22 protein-coding genes are annotated in these 19,023 nt (G+C 34.7%); 15 read left to right on the top strand and 7 right to left on the bottom strand.

From position 1 onward, the window contains the following. The first annotated feature begins 7 nt into the window (after positions 1-7). The 11 genes from B0I22_RS11775 (at position 8) to B0I22_RS11730 (ending at position 5,917) form a co-directional block, all read left to right on the top strand. Complete coding sequence (locus B0I22_RS11775; protein ID WP_133945047.1) at positions 8-250, top strand: DUF6576 domain-containing protein; 243 nt, start codon at positions 8-10, stop codon at positions 248-250. A gap of 63 nt (positions 251-313) precedes the next feature. After that, positions 314-505, top strand: coding sequence for a DUF2683 family protein (locus B0I22_RS11770; RefSeq protein ID WP_133945045.1), 192 nt, complete (start codon positions 314-316; stop codon positions 503-505). After that, entirely contained in the window at positions 505-1,149 is a 645-nt protein-coding gene (locus B0I22_RS11765; protein ID WP_133945043.1) for a lipoprotein signal peptidase, read from the top strand. The genes B0I22_RS11770 and B0I22_RS11765 overlap by 1 nt, the downstream gene beginning before the upstream one ends. Before the next feature lie 23 nt (positions 1,150-1,172). Continuing rightward, positions 1,173-1,814: a SanA/YdcF family protein gene (locus B0I22_RS11760; protein WP_133945041.1), complete on the top strand. Its 642-nt coding sequence runs from the start codon at positions 1,173-1,175 to the stop codon at positions 1,812-1,814. 45 nt (positions 1,815-1,859) lie between these two features. Then, positions 1,860-2,570 carry a hypothetical protein gene (locus B0I22_RS11755; protein ID WP_133945039.1) on the top strand — a complete coding sequence of 237 codons (711 nt, stop codon included), beginning with the start codon at positions 1,860-1,862 and terminating at the stop codon, positions 2,568-2,570. A gap of 1 nt (position 2,571) precedes the next feature. Next, positions 2,572-2,853, top strand: coding sequence for a hypothetical protein (locus B0I22_RS16350; protein ID WP_246022214.1), 282 nt, complete (start codon positions 2,572-2,574; stop codon positions 2,851-2,853). After that, positions 2,834-3,436 (top strand): hypothetical protein, encoded by a 603-nt coding sequence (locus B0I22_RS11750; RefSeq protein ID WP_246022212.1) that lies wholly within the window; start codon positions 2,834-2,836, stop codon positions 3,434-3,436. The genes B0I22_RS16350 and B0I22_RS11750 overlap by 20 nt, the downstream gene beginning before the upstream one ends. Positions 3,437-3,651: 215 nt before the next feature. Next, positions 3,652-3,852 (top strand): DUF4177 domain-containing protein, encoded by a 201-nt coding sequence (locus tag B0I22_RS11745; protein ID WP_133945037.1) that lies wholly within the window; start codon positions 3,652-3,654, stop codon positions 3,850-3,852. 16 nt (positions 3,853-3,868) lie between these two features. After that, a complete protein-coding gene (locus B0I22_RS11740; protein WP_133945035.1) occupies positions 3,869-4,054 on the top strand; it encodes a hypothetical protein in 186 nt (61 codons plus the stop codon). A 300-nt stretch (positions 4,055-4,354) separates the two neighbouring features. Then, positions 4,355-5,185, top strand: a complete 831-nt coding sequence (locus B0I22_RS11735) for a sensor histidine kinase (RefSeq protein ID WP_133945033.1) — start codon at positions 4,355-4,357, stop codon at positions 5,183-5,185. Positions 5,186-5,194: 9 nt separating this feature from the next. Further along, complete coding sequence (locus B0I22_RS11730; RefSeq protein ID WP_133945031.1) at positions 5,195-5,917, top strand: LytR/AlgR family response regulator transcription factor; 723 nt, start codon at positions 5,195-5,197, stop codon at positions 5,915-5,917. On the opposite strand, the gene B0I22_RS11725 is transcribed toward B0I22_RS11730, so the two are convergent. Then, the gene (locus B0I22_RS11725; protein WP_133945029.1) at positions 5,905-6,849 is read right to left on the bottom strand and encodes a helix-turn-helix domain-containing protein; all 945 of its coding nucleotides are present in this window, start codon (positions 6,847-6,849) and stop codon (positions 5,905-5,907) included. The two genes, B0I22_RS11730 and B0I22_RS11725, sit on opposite strands and share 13 nt — an antisense overlap. A 93-nt stretch (positions 6,850-6,942) precedes the next feature. Beyond that, positions 6,943-8,211, bottom strand: coding sequence for a hypothetical protein (locus B0I22_RS11720; RefSeq protein ID WP_133945027.1), 1,269 nt, complete (start codon positions 8,209-8,211; stop codon positions 6,943-6,945). 151 nt (positions 8,212-8,362) lie between these two features. Between B0I22_RS11720 and trpS the strand changes: the two genes are divergently transcribed. Beyond that, the gene (gene trpS / locus B0I22_RS11715) at positions 8,363-9,331 is read left to right on the top strand and encodes a tryptophan--tRNA ligase (RefSeq protein WP_133945025.1); all 969 of its coding nucleotides are present in this window, start codon (positions 8,363-8,365) and stop codon (positions 9,329-9,331) included. A gap of 56 nt (positions 9,332-9,387) precedes the next feature. Here trpS and B0I22_RS11710 read toward each other — a convergent pair whose 3' ends face one another. The 5 genes from B0I22_RS11710 to B0I22_RS11690 form a co-directional block, all read right to left on the bottom strand. Further along, positions 9,388-10,086, bottom strand: coding sequence for a YjjG family noncanonical pyrimidine nucleotidase (locus B0I22_RS11710; protein WP_133945023.1), 699 nt, complete (start codon positions 10,084-10,086; stop codon positions 9,388-9,390). Between the two features lie 270 nt (positions 10,087-10,356). After that, positions 10,357-10,947 (bottom strand): RNA polymerase sigma factor, encoded by a 591-nt coding sequence (locus B0I22_RS11705; RefSeq protein ID WP_133945021.1) that lies wholly within the window; start codon positions 10,945-10,947, stop codon positions 10,357-10,359. 218 nt (positions 10,948-11,165) lie between these two features. Then, positions 11,166-11,639: a hypothetical protein gene (locus B0I22_RS11700; RefSeq protein WP_133945020.1), complete on the bottom strand. Its 474-nt coding sequence runs from the start codon at positions 11,637-11,639 to the stop codon at positions 11,166-11,168. Positions 11,640-11,782: 143 nt separating this feature from the next. Then, positions 11,783-13,063: a methionine adenosyltransferase gene (gene metK, locus B0I22_RS11695; protein ID WP_133945018.1), complete on the bottom strand. Its 1,281-nt coding sequence runs from the start codon at positions 13,061-13,063 to the stop codon at positions 11,783-11,785. A 201-nt stretch (positions 13,064-13,264) separates the two neighbouring features. Then, positions 13,265-14,218 carry a hydrogen peroxide-inducible genes activator gene (locus B0I22_RS11690; RefSeq protein ID WP_133945016.1) on the bottom strand — a complete coding sequence of 318 codons (954 nt, stop codon included), beginning with the start codon at positions 14,216-14,218 and terminating at the stop codon, positions 13,265-13,267. 111 nt (positions 14,219-14,329) lie between these two features. Between B0I22_RS11690 and B0I22_RS11685 the strand changes: the two genes are divergently transcribed. The 3 genes from B0I22_RS11685 to recJ all read left to right on the top strand — a co-directional run bounded on the left by B0I22_RS11685 (position 14,330) and on the right by recJ (position 19,021). Beyond that, complete coding sequence (locus tag B0I22_RS11685) at positions 14,330-15,820, top strand: catalase (protein ID WP_133945014.1); 1,491 nt, start codon at positions 14,330-14,332, stop codon at positions 15,818-15,820. Between the two features lie 490 nt (positions 15,821-16,310). Further along, complete coding sequence (locus tag B0I22_RS11680) at positions 16,311-17,216, top strand: T9SS type A sorting domain-containing protein (RefSeq protein ID WP_133945012.1); 906 nt, start codon at positions 16,311-16,313, stop codon at positions 17,214-17,216. 92 nt (positions 17,217-17,308) lie between these two features. Then, positions 17,309-19,021: a single-stranded-DNA-specific exonuclease RecJ gene (gene recJ, locus B0I22_RS11675; protein WP_133945010.1), complete on the top strand. Its 1,713-nt coding sequence runs from the start codon at positions 17,309-17,311 to the stop codon at positions 19,019-19,021. The last annotated feature ends 2 nt before the right edge of the window (positions 19,022-19,023 follow it).

Below are 19,023 nucleotides of genomic sequence, written 5' to 3'. Positions count from 1 at the left end.
TAATAAAATGACTTATTTAATTATTTTACTTTTGGTTGTAGCGATTGGATTTGTATTGATGAAAAACAAATCGGTCAAAAACATTTTTCAACCCGAGCAGAAATATTACACCATCGATGATGAGTTCAATGCAAAACGGAAAGAACGACAAGACGAAATCGATAAATTGTTGAGTAAAATCGGGAAAAATGGTTTGGCAGATTTGACTGAAAAAGAACGCAAAAGGCTGGACGAATTGTCTAAAAAATAACTAAAATAAGTACATTTGCAAAAATTTTTCTTGAGGGAAAATTTAATTTAAAATATTCAAAAAATGGAATCAATTATTGTACATACAAAAAATGCGATGGAACTCACAGCACTGAAAAGTGTGCTGAAAGATATGAACATCGAGTTTGAAAAATTTCACACCAAAAATAATTTTCACAATAAGAAAACGGTTCAGAAAATCAACGACAGAAAAGACAAGAAAATCACCAGAACGCCTAAACCAAAAGGATTGTAATGAAGAAAATAATTGCAATTACGTTTCTAATTTTATTGATTGACCAGTTTTCCAAAATCTACGTCAAAACGCATTTCTACCTTGGCGAGAGCATCAACGTTTTTGGATTGGATTGGTTTAAGCTAACTTTCGTGGAAAATCCTGGAATGGCTTACGGACTTCATTTCGGAGGACTTTGGGGAAAATACGCTTTGATTATTCTTAGAATTGCTTTGGCAATCGGAATGGTTGTCTTATTCAAAAAATGGCTGAGAGAAGGCGCATCCAATTACCTCATCATCCCGATGGCAATGATTTTTGCTGGCGCTATTGGGAATGTTTTTGACGGAATCTTCTACGGTGTGATTTTCGACAGCGGAACTTTCTACGACGTGGCTTCCGAAAGATGGATTGATTATGGAGGCGTTTCCAAACTCACCGCATTCGGAGATGGCTATTCTGATTTGATGAAAGGTTGCGTGGTGGATATGTTGCATTTTCCTTTGGTTGATACGACTTGGCCAGATTGGGTTCCTATTCTTGGTGGCAACAGAGTTGAGTTTTTCAAATACATTTTCAACGTTGCGGATAGCTCAATTACGGTTGGTGCATTGTTCCTGTATATTTTTAGAAAGAAAGCTTTTCCGAACGGTTTGGATTTTTAAAAAATATTAGATAACACACACAAATGAAACTCTTAAAAAAATCACTCAAAATAGTCCTGTTGCTTTTGGTAGCAGGATTTCTTTTTATATTCTTCGCCAATTACATTATTAAAGATAAAAGCGAGGATTTCCTTTACAAAGACGCAAGTAAAATCCCAAGTTGTAAGACAGCTTTGGTTCTTGGAACCAGCAAAAGCCTTAGCAACGGAAATCCAAATTTATACTTCCTTTACCGAATAAAAGCGACTGCAGAATTGTACAAAGCCGGAAAAATCCAATCTGTCATTGTGAGCGGTGACAACTCCGTAGAAGGATACAACGAGCCGGAACAAATGAAAAACGACCTCATCACAGAAGGCATTCCTGCAGATAAGATTTTTGAAGATTTTGCAGGTTTCAGGACTTTGGATTCTGTGGTTCGGGCTAAGGAGATTTTTGGACAGAAATCGTTTATCGTGATTTCTCAGCGTTTTCACAACGAGCGCGCCATTTATCTTGCGCATCAAAATGGCATCACCGCTTACGGCTACAATGCAAAAGATGTGGACAAGGAAGCTGGTTTTAAAACCAATGTGCGTGAAAAATTTGCCAGAGTAAAGGTGTTTTGGGATTTCTTTTTTGGTGTGAAACCGAAGTTTGGTGGCGAGAAGATTTTGATTGAATAAGTTTTGTACATTTAATATAAAAATCAACCATACAAACCTGAAAAAATGAGCGTCTTCACTTATCATCTGGTAAAAACAAATTACTTTTCTGCGCTTAGAATCCTTTTGTTTCCACCGAAGCAAAAAAACATTTCAGGTTTGATTCACGCAGAGATTATGACAGCGATGACGCTTGGTTCTGCTATTTTTTCACCATCAAGAATGTTAATCCGACAAATCGCTGTGTTTGCTCAATGGGAAAATGAAAGTGATATTGATAATTTTTTAAATCAAAATAATTTAGGGAAAATCCTTGCTGAAGGCTGGCACACGAGATTAACTTTTATGAGAAAATGGGGGAAATTCAACAAGTTTGAAATCCCTGATGAAACCTTAGAATTTGAAAATCCGGATTCGCCAGTTGTTGCAGTGACCATTGCTCGAATGAAATTTTTGGAAATCCCGAGATTTATCCATTGGGGAAGACCAGTTGAGAAATTGGTGCGCGACCATCCGGCAACAACTTTATCTTTAGCTTCCATCAAATTTCCAAATACTGTTTCCACATTTTCAATCTGGAAAACACAGAAAGAAATGACCGATATGGTTCACGGACACAGCAAAGTTCCAAAGCCAGAAAGACACGCCGATGCGATGAAAGAAAGGGAAAGGAAAGATTTCCATTTCGAATTTACAACTTTGCGTTTCAAACCTATTTCTGAATTTGGAGAATGGAACGGGCGGACGAATATTATTCCAAATCTTAAAAATAATTAAGATGAGATTTGCGTATCCGATGCAGAAATTTCAAGATTGGGTGACTCAGCAATGGGTGATTCTGCGGGGAATAAAAATTAAGCCTGAAGATTTTCCTTGGTTGATGGGACCATTTGGAAATCTGGATGCGATTGGCGAAGATTTTATCATTCAATTTGCGGAAAAGGAAAACTTAATTATAGAAAAAGATTCGGCAAAAGGTATAATTCCTTCAATGTTAAAACTGAATTTATCCGAAACTGACTTTTCAAATTTATCCAAAAATGTTATCGGTTTTTTATGAAAACACAGCCAATCACAATTTGGAATTTTCTGTAAAATGGAATCCGTTTTTTAAATTTTTTGGGATTTTAATCAACAAATTATTTAGCAACAGAATCAATCAACTGAATATTCCAACTAAAAATATTGATGATTCTGAATCTTTGAAAAGCGAAATCATCAATCTTATCGACCCAAAAACCAATGAGATAAAATACACCTTTTGGTTTCGTTCAATTGAATCTAGTGGACAAGTGATTTATTCTGGCGTTTATGGAATTTGTAATTTGCCATCAGGAAAAACTTGTGTGAAAGCTGTTTTCCCTTTACCAAATGGAAATGCAACTGTTTTGATGAATCCAAGTGTTGGAGAGAAGGGCGAATTGATTTTAGACTCTTCAGGGAAACAATTTGGTGATGCTGGATTTTATTTTTTACTAAAAGATTCGAAAGGTGAATATTGGTCACAGTTCATCAGTTCATTTCGAGATAAATTAATTATTGGTTCGGAAAACGATTTGATTTTTGCTGAACAAACTTTGACACTTTGGAATTTGAAGGTTCTGACTTTTAATTATAAAATTAAATTGAAAGATATAATTTAGATTGACATATTTTCCTTTCATCATTTCCATTTTACCACTCGTCATTTTTTGATGGATTTGCAACGTTCGGTGTTTTACATTTGTTTCAGAAAACTTTTAAAACTTTACGCTATGATCACATTATTCATCGAAATTGCTGTTAAAATCATTGACTTTTTTACTCAATTGTTTTAAAATTACTAAAGAAAAAACTTAACTCTAAAACAAATCAAACTATGAAAGATTACAAAGTAGAATCGCTGATTTATTATTCCAAAATCACCTTAGACTCAGAACATATTGCCAAAAAATCTAAGGAAGACATCCAAGAAAAACTAAATGAATATGCTAAAAACGGCTACCAACTAACCTCTACAACTTCTACTAGTTTTGGATTGGCCGTTTATATTTATTTGTTTTTTGAGAAAGATATTTAATCAAAATCTAATCTAAATGAAAAATAAAATTGGTTTTAACCTTGTGTTCGCCTTGCTTGCATTTCCCATAGGATTGGCTTTGTCGCGAGAATTTGATTTTCACAATTTTACATTTAGGAAGCCAGCATTGGGTTTTCTTTATCTGTTCACTTTTATCATAACCATCATTTTGATATTCAAAAAAAGACAGTCATCTCAATAACTTTTGAGTAAATTAGTCAATTATTTTTAAACAATTATCATTGTGACCTTGCTCAAAAACTGGAAATATCACGTTTTTACAATTGCTTATTTCATAAGTATCATTTTCTTTTTCCTGACTTTTAAGAAATTAATTTACGTCGAAATATATTCGAAAATACATCTGAATCTTTATATTTTCGAATTATTTTTTTGCGCATTTTTACTTTACATTATTTCTAATATTGTCATTTATTTTATTGAACGTTTTTCATTAAAACAAATTTTCAACTTCAAGAATATTGCATTGACAATTGGCATTATGCTGATTTTACACGTCATTCTTCAAATAATGCTTTGGCCATTTCTATTCTATGCACAAAATTTATTGGTAGGATCCGAGGCTCGATTTGAGTTCACAGCCAGCCAGACTTTTGACAAAAGATTGGTTAACTATTTTTACTTCCTTTTTATCTCGATCAATTGGTTGGTCTTTATTTATGCCTATAAAATCTATCAAAGCAAACAGGAAGATCTGAAACAAAAATTGTCCATCGAAAAAAATCTGAAAGAAGCCAATCTCAATACTTTGAAAGGTCAAATCAATCCGCATTTTATTTTCAACAGCCTTAATAATATCCGAGGTTTAGTACAAGAAAACCCTGCAAAATCGAAAGAAATGATTACCCGAATTTCAGAATTGTTGCGTTCATCTTTGCTATCTGGGAAAACAAATTTTGTGACAATCGAACAAGAATTAGAAACTGTAGAAAATTTTCTTGAGATTTCTAAAATTCAATACGAAGACCGATTACAATTTCAAATGGACATTTCGTCAGAAACAAAAAGCATTCAAATTCCACCGATGATTGTGCAAATGTTAGTCGAAAACGCGGTGAAACACGGCATTTCTATTTTGAAAAATGGCGGAGAAATTAATATCAAAACTTTTCTGAATAACAATAATTTCCACATTATTGTAAAAAATACGGGAAGCATTTCTCAACACGAGAGTTCCACAAAAATCGGATTAAAAAATATCGAAGAACGCCTAAAACTTTTGTTTGATGACAAAGCAAACTTCAAACTTTCCGAAGAAAATAATGAAGTGACCGCTGAGATTATCATCAACCAAGACCATTTCACGATTTAAATTTGAAAAATGAAGAAGATTACCGCCATCATTGTTGAGGATTCTCGACTTGCAAGAAATGAATTGAAAGATTTGTTGAATGAAATCCCTGAAATCGAAATTCTTGCCGAAGCAGAAAATGCTGATGTTGCATTTGAATTGATTAATTCCAAAAATCCGGATTTGATTTTTCTTGATATTCAGTTGCCCGGAAAAGATGGTTTCCAACTTCTCGAAATGTTGGAAAATGTTCCGATGGTTATTTTCACAACGGCTTTTGACGAGTTTGCCATTAAATCTTTTGAATACAACACTTTGGATTATTTGCTAAAACCCATTAATCCGAAAAGACTTTCCCAAGCCATCGAAAAAGTAAAACAGAAACTTGCCGAAAAAACAGAAAAACAAGACAAAAAATTAGATTTGGAAGACCAGATTTTCATCAAAGACGGTGAAAAATGTTGGATGGTAAAAATCTCCGAAATTTATCTTTTTGAAGTGGAAGGCAATTACACCAAAGTCTTTTTCCGAAATGAAAAAGCCGTTCTCACTCGTTCGTTAAACGTCATCGAGAAAAAACTTCCTCAAGAAAAATATTTCCGTGCAAACCGAAACACGATTTTCAACATCAATTATATTCAAAACATCGAAAACTGGTTCAGTGGAAATCTGATGATAAAATTGCCTAATGATAATGAAGTAGAAATCTCTCGAAGGCAAGCAGTTTTGTTTAAGGAAGTTTATGGAATTTGATTTTTTGTATTAGAATAAATCTCATTTCTGTATTTAACTGGCGTGATTGAGGTTTGTTTTTTGAAAAAATTCACAAAATGTGCAGACTCCTTGAAATTGAGTTTGAAAGCAATCTCTTTTATGGAAAAATCAGTTTGTTGCAACAAAGTCTTGGCGTTGTGAATCAGTTTTGAATCAATATGATCTTTCGCCGTTCTTCCTGTTTCTGATTTTAATTTTGTGCTTAAATAATTGGGATGAACAGCAAGTTTAGAAGCGAAATAGGAAACATTATAATCTACGTTTTCTACATTTTGAGAATCCTCGTGAAGCAAAGTGAGAAAGCGATTGCTTAAAGAATCTATTTTCTTTGCATCAACATCTACAGACTGATTTTCTACGGAATATTGATCGTAGAGACGTTTTATTTTCATAAAAAAAATCAGAATTGCAGACGCCATTATTTCCAGAGAGTCTTTCTTTTCCTCCATTTGGAATTCATCGTAAATATAATCGAATACCTTTACCAAATCTTTCATTTCATCATCTGTAATAACAATGGGAGTAGATTTATCAGCTTGGAAGTATTCAAAAACAGAAATAAAATGTTTTACTTTCAGGTGTTTTTCAATAAATTGATCATTGATAATAACAGAATATTCCAGAATATCATCATCAAGCATTTCACAAGAGGCAATTTGGTTGGGTGGCGAGATAAAGATTGCCGGAGCCTTCAAATTCTCTTTCCATTGTCCGATTCTCATAATTCCTTCTCCTTTCAAAAGTAATTTGATGGCATAAGCATTGTGTTTAAAAGGCGGAACGACGAGCGATGGATGTGTCCAAAGTTTATCCATCATATCCACATACAAACCTTCATATTTGGAAGGTTGCATATCAACTGCTTTGTAAAACTCATCGAAAGTTTTAAAATAAGGAATGTCATTTTCCATAAAATAGATTTTAGTAAAATTATAAAATATTTAACAAAAACGAAATATGAGCAAGAAATATTACTCATATTTCTACAAAACACAAATGATTGTCTAATTAGACAATATTTTTTCTAATTTTTCTAATTTGACTTTTAAACTATTAATTTCTGCTTGTTGTCGCTTTGTAATTTCATCTTGTTCGAAAACATACAAATACAACTCTTCAATTTTTTCGAGATTAATCTCCAAAGATCTGTTCAAAATAATCCCACCTTGCTTCTCGATATCAGAAGCAGAAGGAACTCCAGGAAGATGTTTATTAATTTTGATAAACTCTTTGACTTCATTGATGTTCATTCGTACGTAATCTGGCTTCAAGACAGAATATCCATCAAAATATTTCTGAAAAACATAATCTGGGGTAATGGTTCCCGATGCCAAAATATTCCCAATGACGTGAAGCTTTTGGGTTGGATTATTGGTTCCAACACCCAGATTTCCGGTATTGTGGGAAAACCTTGCCCATTCTGTATAACTGGTTGGCGATGTATATTTTCCAAAAGAAATATGACCCTGAACTCCAGATCTTCCAGATGTGAAAACTCTTGTACCTGGCGAACTTGCCGATCCTGAGGTTGGGAAAAAGGTAGTTTGCGTGAGTCCGTACTTTTCTCCACTACTGTCATCAAAAACTTTCCCAACGCCATAGTTAGAATCTCCAGCAAACTGAATTGATCCGTTTACATTCAGTTTCGCAATATTATCTATTCCTCCGATGCCCACGTGAGCCGGACCAGTAAAATTGAGCCACTTATCATTCATTGTCACCGTTCGGTTGGATGCAAGCGTTCCGTTATCCGTATAAATATTTGTATTACTCAAGGAAACAGGTTGACTACTTACACCATTCACAGTAGTTGTCAATTGATTGGAAGACGAAAGAGAATGACTTACAGTATTCACGGCATTTGTCGTAGAGGAAACACCATTGACTGTTGAAGTAATTGTATTCACAGGATTAGAAATCGCATTGCTTGTGATTCCATTTCCATTAGACTCGAAAGCCATCCATTTTGCCAAAACCGAATCATAATAATAGTAGCCAGACTTTGTAACTTCTATGGTTTTTGGCGTGGTAGGAGAACTTGCGGAAGTCGCAAATATAAACACGCCATTCTGACCAATTCCGTACAAATTGTCTTTGGCTTTTAGTTCGTTCCCAGTTAATCTAGGCGCAATTATCCCATCAGCTTTTGATAGATCCAAAGGTTTCGCTACGACATCTAAAGTAGCTTTTGGATCACTAGTATCAATACCAACTTGAGCGAATATAATTTGATAAGTTATAAATAAAATTGCAGAAATATTTTTCTTCATCATCTATGTTTTAAGTCTGCAAATTTCTTATAAGGAAAACTTTCTAATGTTGCAATAATTAAATACATCATTGCAAATTTTAAATATTCATAATGCTTCTAAAAACAAGATAAAAACTAAATTTTGTCTATTTTTGCACAAATTATAATTAATAATGTCTAGAATTCTAACCGGAATACAAGCCACCGGAACCCCACATTTGGGAAATCTTTTGGGAGCCATCATCCCCGCAATCGAATTATCAAAACAAGCAGGAAATGAATCTTTTCTTTTCATTGCCAATCTGCATTCTTTAACGCAAATCAAAGATGCAAAAGAGCTTAAACAAAATACTTACGAGATTGCTGCGGCTTGGCTTGCTTGCGGACTAGACACAGAAAAAACTTATTTCTACAGACAAAGCGACATTCCAGAAACTTGCGAATTATCTTGGCATTTGTCGTGCTTTTTCCCTTACCAAAGATTGACTTTGGCACATTCTTTCAAAGATAAAGCGGACAGATTACAAGACGTCAACGCTGGACTTTTCACGTACCCAATCTTGATGGCTGCAGATATTTTGTTGTACGATGCGGAGATTGTTCCGGTTGGAAAAGACCAACTACAACATTTGGAAATTGCACGTGATGTAGCTTCAAGATTCAATAACCAAATGGGTGAAATTTTGGTTTTACCCCAAGCTGAATTGCAGGAAGACACAAAGTATGTTCCCGGAATCGACGGACATAAAATGTCAAAGTCGAGAGGAAACATCATCAATATTTTCTTACCAGAAAAAGAATTGAAAAAACAGGTGATGAGTATCGAAAGTGATTCTAAATCTTTGGAAGAGCCAAAAGATCCATCCACGGATAAAACTTTTGCCATCTATGAATTGATTGCAACGCCAGAACAAACCGAGGAATTGAGAGCAAAATATCTCGCTGGAAATTTTGGTTACGGACACGCAAAAAAAGAACTTTTGGACTTGATTTTGGTGAGATTCTCGAAAGAACGAGAAACGTTCACATATTATATGAACAACTTGGATGAGCTGGAAACTAAATTGCAAGAAGGTGCAGGAAAAACCAGAGTTATCGCAACTGAAACGATCAAAAGAGTAAGAGAAAGTTTGGGAATTTAATTTTCTGAAAATTTAAATAAAAGAATAGCCTTTCAGATTTGAAAGGCTTTTTCTGTTTATAAATATTGTTTGATTTCCGACAAATGTTTAATGAATATCAAATCTTCTTCCAACGGATTTTCATCCAAAACATCGAAGAAAATAACCTCGATTCCGAAATTCTGCGCGCCTTTTACGTCAGCAATCCAGTCGTCGCCAATCAAAATACTTTCCGATTTTTCGGCTTTTGCTAAATCTAAAGAATATTGGAAAATCTCAGGTCTTGGTTTTCTGATGTTGACAGAATCTGCGCTTGTAATCGTTTCGAAGAAATCTGCAATTCCGGACAAAACACATTTTCTCTCAGTCACTTCTTGGAAACCGTTGGAAATGATGTGCATTTTATAATTTTTGGATTTTAGATAATTAAGCAAATCTAAAGCGCCGTCAACCAATTTGTTATATTTCAGAATTTCGTCTAAGAAATGGTGTTCGAAATAATCTGCAAGTGTTTCATCATCAATCCCAAATTTCAAAAAAGTGTCGTAGAAGCGGTGTTTTCTTAGATATTCTTTATCGATTTCTTCATCACGGATTTGTTCCCAAAGTCTTTCATTAATGATGTGATATGTGGTGTGAAATTCCTCAAAATCGATTTTATATTTTGTCGCAATCTCTTGTTTTGAGAATAAATCTTTGATGGTCAAATATGCGTTCTTGCGGTGATCCCAAAGTGTGTTGTCGAGATCAAAAAAAATGTGCCTTACGTTTTTCATAAGGCACAAATCTAATCATTTTTGATCCACGTAGGAAAGCTCAAATCATAAAAAATCAATTATATAAATCACAAATTCTAGTTTTTGGAAACTAAAATCGTTTTTCTGTTTTTAGTTTTAAGGGACTGAATATTCTTAGAATAATTCAGCAAAAAATTGATTATTTCTTTTTTTGGCATCAAAGCTTTAGTTGTTAAAGTGTCGATTTTTTTCATAGGCTGACTTTTACAACAATAACGCCAAAAGAAATTCTTTATTATTACATATTTGTTATTTTGTTAAAATAATTTTATGTTCCTCCATTATCTTTCTGAGATTAATCAAAGCATATCTAACTCTGCCAAGTGTTGTATTGATGCTCGTATCTGTATGATCTGCAATCTCTTTGAAGCTTAAGCCATCAAAAAATCTCAGTTTTATAACCTCTTGCTGGTTCTCTGGCAACATTACGAGCATTCTCAAAAGATCGTCATTTATTTGCTTATCTATCAATCGGTCTTCGATATTACTTTCCGGTTCTTTGATGATGTCGAAGATAGAAAACTCTTCATTTTCGTAAGACGTTTCGGAGATTTTAATATTTTTTGACTGCAGACGGAAATGATCGATGATCAAATTGTGCGCAATTCTTTTTGCCCAAAGAATGAACTTATTTTCCTCTTTGTATCGGCCTTCTTTCAGCGTAACAATGATTTTGATAAAGGTGTCTTGGAAGATATCATTGGCAAGATCTTCGTCCATCAGTTTGTAATAAATAAAGCTGAAAAGATCTTTCTTGTGCCTTTTTATCAGTAAAGAAAGCGAGTTTTCGTCGCCATTTTGATACTGAGTAATGAGTTGACTATCAGTTTGCGTTTTCATAATATTTACTTCTCAATATTACACCCAAGAGATTCATTAATTATAAAAAATAACTAATTTCTACTGACTCGGCTGTTTTTAATTTTTAATGAAGTAAATTTTTTCTATACGCTTAATTTAGGTTTGTAAAAGTAATAAAAAAGTTAAAACAAAAAGTTAACGAAATGTTAAACTTTCAATTTCTTTTCATTTGATTCAAATAAAATCAAAAAGTTAAATCAATTCAGAAGGACTAATGGGATATTTATTGTGAAATTGATATTGAGTCCTTTCAGTTCCTTACCATTAATACCGTCTTTATCGAGTGAAAATCCATAACCTCCTGTCAAGTCTAAAATTCCAAAAAGACTGAATCCTGCCTTTGGAGCAACATATTTATTCGTCGCTTCTGCACCTAAAATAAAATAATGGGCGTGGTAGAAGTCAACATTCTTTTGAAAATTTAACAAAAAATCAGCACTCACTTTTGGCATTATCGCAAATTTATTATTTGCAGAGCCCATCATTGCGGAAGCTCCAACGCGGAACAGAACATCATCATTTTTCAAAAACAATAATTTCCCGCCCACTTCTCCAAAACTTTGGTTTTGATAAGTGTAACCCGCAGTTATGAATTTGTGCATCGTCATTTGTGACTTTGCCAAACCACAGAACGCTAACAACAGAATGATTATATAAATTTTTGATTTCATTTTTTCTTAATCTTATATACGACAAAAATAACAAAAGAGATTTTGGAAACATCAGATATTTTAAAAGAATATTTGGAATTAAAAACAAAAAACTGCTTCATCAATTGACAAAGCAGTTTCGAGATTTCTATAAATTCAAGATTTTACAATCCGAATTCTTTTTTGATATCTTCTACTCGATCCAGTTTCTCCCAAGTGAAGAATTCTAGATCTTTCAAAGTTAATTCGTTTTTCTGACCTTTGTTGAAGGTTTTATCCGCCACGTAATGGTCTTTTCCCATATGTCCATAAGCGGCAGTTTCCAAATAAATTGGATTTCTAAGTTTCAAATTTTTCTCAACAGCGTAAGGTCTAAGATCAAACAAAACTTGAACTTTCTTCGCCAATTCGCCATCGTTGATATTCAATTTTGAAGTTCCGTACGTGTTGATGTAAAGTCCACAAGGTTCTGCTACACCAATTGCATAAGAAACCTGAACCAAAACCTCGTCTGCAACACCTGCTGCAACTAGATTTTTCGCAATATGTCTTGTTGCGTAAGCTGCACTTCTGTCCACTTTACTTGGATCTTTTCCAGAGAATGCACCACCACCGTGAGCACCCTTTCCACCGTAAGTATCTACGATAATTTTTCTTCCCGTCAAACCGGTATCTCCGTGAGGACCACCGATTACGAATTTTCCAGTTGGATTGATATGATATTTGATATCGCCGTTGAACAATTCCTGAATCTCAGGCTTTTGTTTAGCCTTGATCTTAGGAATCAAAATCTCAATAATATCTCTTTTGATTTTCGCCAACATCGCTTCTTCGCTTCCGAAATCGTCGTGTTGCGTAGAAACCACAATGCTATCGATTCTCACAGGTTTGTGATCGTCAGAATATTCAATCGTCACCTGAGATTTTGCATCTGGACGAAGGTAAGGAATTGCGTTTCCTTCTCTTCTTAGATCTGCCAATTCTTTAAGAATCTGATGTGCAAGATCCAAAGCCAAAGGCATATAGTTTTCAGTTTCGTTGGTTGCATAACCGAACATCATTCCTTGATCTCCAGCACCTTGAGCATTTGCTCTCGCTTCAAAATCGGTTTCATCCAAAGTTCTGTCAACACCTTGATTAATGTCCGGAGATTGCTCGTGGATTGCAGAAATCACACCACAAGAATCACCGTTGAACATATACTCGCTTTTTGTGTAACCAATTTTGTTGATCACATTTCTTGCAATATGCTGAACGTCAAGATAAGCCTCAGACTTCACCTCGCCAGCCAAAACTACCTGACCAGTCGTCACAAGGGTTTCGCAAGCTACTTTTGAGTTTTTGTCGTAAGCTAAAAAATGATCGATAAGTGCATCAGAAATCTGATCTGCAATTTTATCAGGATGTCCTTCAGAAACTGACTCGGACGTAAATAAATAAGACATAAATAAATTCCTTTTTATATTAATTTGTTTAAGGATAAACGACTGATTTAAAAAAAGGAACTAAAAGAGAAAAAATCTGTTTTAGCATTTTTTATTGAGGTTGCAATCAGTCAAAGTTCTCCTCCGTTTATCAAAATCGAGGGCAAATTTACAAACTAAATTTTAATTTTCAAAATCAATTCATATTAACCAAGTATGAATTTATTCAGGTTTAATACTTTTGTAATTTTCCGGATCTTTATAATAATTAAGTCTGGAATCCATCGAAGTTTTGATTTCAGAAATCAATTCATCAAGGATTTTTTGTTTGTAAGTCGGCTTATAATAGATCAAACTCATTTCTCTGTATGGGAAAGGTTTGATGAATCTTGAAACTCTGGTTTTCTGTTCTGGAGACAATTGCTGAACGCCCATTTCGGATAGAATTGTAATTCCACCCACTTTATCAACCATTTGAATCAATGTATTGACATTTGAGGCGGCAAATTCCAAATTGTTAGGCTTCAAAGAATTTTCTTTCAGATGACAGATGTTTTCGAATTGCGTTCTAAGGCAATTTCCTTCCTCCAAAAGCCAAACTTTATTCACATCAATATCTTCTGGCACCACAAAACAATCTTTCTTCGTCCCTTCTTCTTGATTTGCAGAATACAACATCAATTCCTCATTAAAAAGAAAATCCTGGTAAAACTCATCCGCTGCTGAATAAGGCGTAGAAATAATTCCTGCATCCAACTCTCCGGATTTCAAAGATTTGATGATGCTTTCCGTTGTCATTTCCTTGATATTCAATTCAATCTGTGGATTTTTCTTTAGGAAACTAAAAATTTCGTTTGGAAGGATATAACTGGAAACTGTTGGAATAATTCCGAGATTTAATTTTCCTGCAAGAATGTTATTCAGGAAATTGGCTTTGTTTCTCAATTCCATCACAGAATCAATCACTTTTTGAGCTTCTTTGATGATTTCTCCGCCTGCATCTGTGGTTCTGATTGGATGTGTCGTTCTGTCAAAAACTTTTACATCAAGCTCATCTTCAAATTTTTGAATCATTGCGCTCAATGTTGGTTGTGTGATAAAACAAGCTTGCGCTGCTTTGCCAAAATGCTTATATTTATCAACTGCGATCAGATATTCTAACTGTTGGATATTCACGGGTTGTAATTTATTTTATCTATTGCAAATATAATTATTAATTTGTTTCATAAATAAGTTTTTTTCTCGAATTTCGCTTAGAAAATAGAATACAAATCATAAATCTGAAATATGGACAATAAGAAAAAACTCACCAATTCTGTTGGCTCGCCGTACTTTGAGCATCAGGATTCACAGACTGTTGGACCGCGTGGTCCGGTACTTTTACAGGATTTTATTCTTCAGGAAAATCTTGCACATTTCGTAAGGGAAAGGATTCCAGAGAGAATTGTTCACGCCAAAGGTTCAGGTGCTTACGGAACTTTCACTGTGACACACGACATTAGCAAATACACAAGAGCGAAACTTTTTTCTAAAGTGGGAAATTCTTGTAAAATGTTTGCGAGATTTTCTACCGTTGGTGGCGAAATGGGAAGTGCCGACACAGAAAGAGACCCGAGAGGTTTCGCTTTGAAATTTTACACCGAAGATGGAAACTGGGATTTGGTTGGAAACAATACGCCGGTTTTCTTTATTAAGGATGCTAAAAAATTCCCAGATTTCATTCATACTCAAAAACGTTTACCAAAAACCAATCTGAAAAGCAAAACGATGGTTTGGGACTTTTGGTCTTTGAATCCGGAATCACTTCATCAAGTTTTAATATTGATGTCTGAGCGAGGAACGCCTTATGGATACAGACATATGCACGGATTTGGAAGCCACACTTTTTCTTTGATTAATGAAAACAATGAAAGAACTTGGGTCAAATTCCATTTCAAAACGCAACAAGGCATCAAAAACTTCACAGATGATGAAGCCACAAAAATGAAAGGCGAAAATCCGGATTTCTCTCAGGAAGATTTGGTGAATGAAATCGAAGCTGGAAATTTCCCAAAATGGACACTTTACATCCAAACAATGACGGAACAGCAAGCCAAAGAATGGCGTTGGAATCCGTTTGATGTGACTAAAGTTTGGTTCCAAGACGAATTTCCATTGCAGGAAGTTGGCGTGATGGAACTGAATGAAGTGCCTAGAAATTACTTCGTTCACGTAGAGCAATCCGCTTTTGCGCCAAGTCATTTGGTTGACGGAATCAGTTTTTCTCCAGACAAAATGTTGCAAGGAAGATTATTTTCGTACGCCGATGCACACAGATATAGATTGGGCGTAAACTCCCATCAACTTGAAGTTAACAAATGTCCGTTTGCTGTGAACAATTTCCAGAGAGCTGGCGCAATGGCAAGCGATTCTGATTATGGAGACAAACCAAACTATTTCCCGAACAGCTTCAGCGATGTAGAGCCAGAGCCATCTTACAAGAATTTGGAATATGAACTCGATAATTCTCGTGTGGCGCACTTCGACAGAAACCAAAACGATGACGACCATTACACGCAACCTGGTTTATTTTACACTAAGGCTTTAGATCAAGACGCCAGAACAGCTTTGGTCAACAACATTGTTGGACATATGAGCGGAATTGATGGACCAAAACGAGATGAAATTATCAACCGTCAGCTTTGTCATTTCTTCCGAGCGAATATAGAGTTGGGAATGCGAGTGGCGCAAGGCTTGAATGTAAACATCGATGCGAACGCGATGAATCATACTAAATAGACTTGGAAAATATAGACTTTCAGAGCCTTTCGAATTTTTTCGGAAGGTTTTTTGATTCTAAATAACTACTTTTTTCCACCAAAATTTGTATTGGAAAGCATTGAACTCCTTTGGAGTTCTCATTTTGTTTTTTTATTCTTGTTGCTACAAACATTTCGCTCCTATGGAGCTTTGCTTATTGAATATTTGCTAAAAATCATTCTGATTTTGTCGACTACAAATGTTTCGCTCCAATGAGGCTTTTCCTTTTCAATATTTGAGTGCATTTTATTATCAATCCTAACTAATACAGCTCCGTAGGAGCGAAATGTTTGTAGCCAAAATCCATCTCTAATGCGAAGCTCCGTAGGAGCGACACTTTTCAGCATTTGAAAAAATATTTTGTTATTCAACAAATTTTTCCTTCTTGCTGAACTTTGCTTGTCAAAACATTAGATAAAAAACTATTGGAATTATTTCTTTAAATTCGCCTTCCTTTTTAATTTGATTTATGACAAGATTTTTATTCTCTTTAGCAACAGTTTTTTTATCGATTTCAATATCAGCGCAACAACAAAAAATTTCTTTTGAAACATCCGAAGGTTACAATCTCGGAACTCTTATCGGACAAAAAGAATGGACTGTAAAAACAGATAATGTTCCGAATAATAATTTCAAAGTTGTAACTGGAAAAGCGACCGATGGGAATAATTCTGTGGAAGTGACAAGCACGAACGACTACACAGAAAATATGACTTATCTCTTCAAAAAAATCCCGGAATACAACAGGCTTTCGGTTTCCGCAGATGTGAAGCTGGAAAAATTGGAAAGCTCAGAATATTATATGTTATCATTATATTACAACAACAATGGAAATTATTCTTGGGCTGGAGGATTTAATTTTTTAATCAGTGGAAATTTTTATGCTGATAATGATCTCAATTTTCAAGCTCTCGGAACGTGGATTCCAGGAAAATGGTATAATTTAAAAATTGAAATCGACCACGTTACTGAAAAAAACATAAAATATTATCTTGACAATCAATTGGTTCACACTTCTCCACTCAGCTCCAAAGTCGTAAGAGCAAATGATTTGAATTTCGAGTTTGATAACGACGGAAGTGGTTTTATTGTCGATAATATTATCATTAAAGATATGGATTATCTTGAGGCTAATGATGTTGCTAAAACTGAAATAAATGTTTTCCCAAATCCAAGTTCAGATTTCATTAATGTAAAATCTAATGAACTTATCAAATCGATAAAAATCTATGACATCAAAGGATCATTAATCAAATCAGCAAACAACACGGAAAAAACTTTAAAAATTGACATTTCTTCTTTATTAAAGGGAAATTACATCATTTCCATAGAAACAAAATCCGGAATTGAGACTAAAAAATTCATCAAAAATTAAGAATAAAATTTTTGATTTTCAATACAAGCTATCAATCAAATTGGTAGCTTTTTTAATTCCTCATCGATAAATTTTTCATTACTTTTGTAGCTATGAGTCAAAAATGGATCTATAAAACTGAACCGGACGAAGAGATTGTTGATGGATTAATTTCTTCTATTGGTTTTGGAACTTTAGAATCCAAAATCCTGGTGATGCGCGAGATTGATAATTATCAAAAAGCCCGCGAATTCTTCAAACCAAACGGAACCGACATCCACAATCCTTTTCTGATGGCAGATATGCAAAAAGCGGTAGAACGCATCGCAACAGCCATAGAAAACGGACAAAAAATATTAGTTTACGGCGATTATGATGTCGATGGAACCACGGCTGTTGCATTGATGTACTTGTACCTCAGCAAGATCGTTGACAAAAAATATCTTGATTTTTATATCCCAGACAGAAACGTAGAAGGCTACGGAATTTCTGATGAAGGAATCGATTTTGCGAGAGATAATGGATTTTCATTAATTATCGCTTTGGATTGCGGAATCAAATCGGTTGACAAGATAGATTACGCCAATTCTGTAGGTGTAGATTTCATCATTTGCGATCACCATTTGCCGGGCGAAAAACTCCCAAATGCTGTTGCAGTTCTGGATCCAAAAAGAAAAGACTGCCGATATCCTTACAAGGAATTGAGCGGTTGTGGCGTAGGTTTCAAACTTTGCCAAGGTCTTAACACCATCTATAAAATTCCGGAAAGTGAATTATTTGAATTGACAGATCTTTTGGCAATTAGCATCGCTTCTGATATTGTTGCGATGACTGGAGAAAACCGAGTTTTGGCAATGCAAGGTTTGAAATTCCTTAGAAAAACAAGAAAATTTGGATTAAGACTTTTGATTCCGGAAGAAAAATTGGCGCATTTTGAAATTTCGAATATCGTTTTTGACATTGCTCCGAAAATCAACGCAGCGGGAAGGATTTCTCACGCGAAAGCTTCGGTTGAACTAATGATTTCGGACAACTTGAAACAGGCTCAGCAAATGGTTGAAAATATCATCAACCTGAATGATGAACGTCGGGAAATGGACATCAACATCACGCAATCTGCGATGAGCCAAGCTTTGGAATTGCAAAAAACCGAGCGTTATTCTACGATTGTTTATGATCCAAGCTGGAACAAAGGCGTGATTGGAATTGTGGCTTCACGACTGATAGAAAATTATTTCAAACCTACTTTGGTTTTTACAGAAGGTAACAATGGCGAATTGGTCGCATCTGCAAGATCTGTTTCGGATTTTGACATTCACAAGGCATTGGAACATTGCTCTGATTTGTTTATGAAATTTGGTGGACATCAAGCGGCTGCAGGACTTTCTATGGAAAAAGAAAAGTTTGAAGAGTTTAAAATCAAATTTGAAGATTACGTTAAGAATAATATTCAGGAGCATCAAAAAGAGCCTTCGATTTATATCGACAGCGTTGTAAATCCAGAAGATCTGAACCGCGAATTCATCAATTTTCACAGAAAATTAGCACCATTTGGACCTCACAATATGAAGCCGATTTTGGTTCTTAAAAATGTTAAAGTGAACGGTTATGTGAGATTGATGGGGAAAGAAAGTTCTCATCTCAAATTCAATATTCTACAGCCCACAAACGGTAGAAACATCGAATGTGTGGGTTTCCGTTTTGGACAATTTGCAGAAGATTTTAAAACTAAAACTTTCGATTTGGCATTTACGATAGAAGAAAATCATTGGAAAGGAAATGTTTCGCACTTCTTGAATATCAGAGATGTGATTTTCCACGATTAAAA

The organism is Epilithonimonas xixisoli (genome assembly GCF_004365655.1).
Lineage (GTDB): Bacteria > Bacteroidota > Bacteroidia > Flavobacteriales > Weeksellaceae > Epilithonimonas > Epilithonimonas xixisoli.
Note: the sequence above shows the minus strand (reverse complement) of the source record. Positions and strands in the feature narration are given on the sequence as shown.

Coding starts and splice junctions, on each gene's coding strand:
- B0I22_RS11745 (WP_133945037.1), top strand. CDS start 3,652: ATGAAAGATTACAAAGTAGAATCGCTGATTTATTATTCCAAAATCACC.
- B0I22_RS11770 (WP_133945045.1), top strand. CDS start 314: ATGGAATCAATTATTGTACATACAAAAAATGCGATGGAACTCACAGCA.
- B0I22_RS11730 (WP_133945031.1), top strand. CDS start 5,195: ATGAAGAAGATTACCGCCATCATTGTTGAGGATTCTCGACTTGCAAGA.
- B0I22_RS11680 (WP_133945012.1), top strand. CDS start 16,311: ATGACAAGATTTTTATTCTCTTTAGCAACAGTTTTTTTATCGATTTCA.
- B0I22_RS11710 (WP_133945023.1), bottom strand. CDS start 10,086: ATGAAAAACGTAAGGCACATTTTTTTTGATCTCGACAACACACTTTGG.
- B0I22_RS11760 (WP_133945041.1), top strand. CDS start 1,173: ATGAAACTCTTAAAAAAATCACTCAAAATAGTCCTGTTGCTTTTGGTA.
- B0I22_RS11755 (WP_133945039.1), top strand. CDS start 1,860: ATGAGCGTCTTCACTTATCATCTGGTAAAAACAAATTACTTTTCTGCG.
- B0I22_RS11720 (WP_133945027.1), bottom strand. CDS start 8,211: ATGATGAAGAAAAATATTTCTGCAATTTTATTTATAACTTATCAAATT.
- B0I22_RS11685 (WP_133945014.1), top strand. CDS start 14,330: ATGGACAATAAGAAAAAACTCACCAATTCTGTTGGCTCGCCGTACTTT.
- B0I22_RS11740 (WP_133945035.1), top strand. CDS start 3,869: ATGAAAAATAAAATTGGTTTTAACCTTGTGTTCGCCTTGCTTGCATTT.
- B0I22_RS11750 (WP_246022212.1), top strand. CDS start 2,834: ATGTTATCGGTTTTTTATGAAAACACAGCCAATCACAATTTGGAATTT.
- metK (WP_133945018.1), bottom strand. CDS start 13,063: ATGTCTTATTTATTTACGTCCGAGTCAGTTTCTGAAGGACATCCTGAT.
- B0I22_RS16350 (WP_246022214.1), top strand. CDS start 2,572: ATGAGATTTGCGTATCCGATGCAGAAATTTCAAGATTGGGTGACTCAG.
- recJ (WP_133945010.1), top strand. CDS start 17,309: ATGAGTCAAAAATGGATCTATAAAACTGAACCGGACGAAGAGATTGTT.
- B0I22_RS11700 (WP_133945020.1), bottom strand. CDS start 11,639: ATGAAATCAAAAATTTATATAATCATTCTGTTGTTAGCGTTCTGTGGT.
- B0I22_RS11765 (WP_133945043.1), top strand. CDS start 505: ATGAAGAAAATAATTGCAATTACGTTTCTAATTTTATTGATTGACCAG.
- B0I22_RS11735 (WP_133945033.1), top strand. CDS start 4,355: ATGCTGATTTTACACGTCATTCTTCAAATAATGCTTTGGCCATTTCTA.
- trpS (WP_133945025.1), top strand. CDS start 8,363: ATGTCTAGAATTCTAACCGGAATACAAGCCACCGGAACCCCACATTTG.
- B0I22_RS11705 (WP_133945021.1), bottom strand. CDS start 10,947: ATGAAAACGCAAACTGATAGTCAACTCATTACTCAGTATCAAAATGGC.
- B0I22_RS11725 (WP_133945029.1), bottom strand. CDS start 6,849: ATGGAAAATGACATTCCTTATTTTAAAACTTTCGATGAGTTTTACAAA.
- B0I22_RS11775 (WP_133945047.1), top strand. CDS start 8: ATGACTTATTTAATTATTTTACTTTTGGTTGTAGCGATTGGATTTGTA.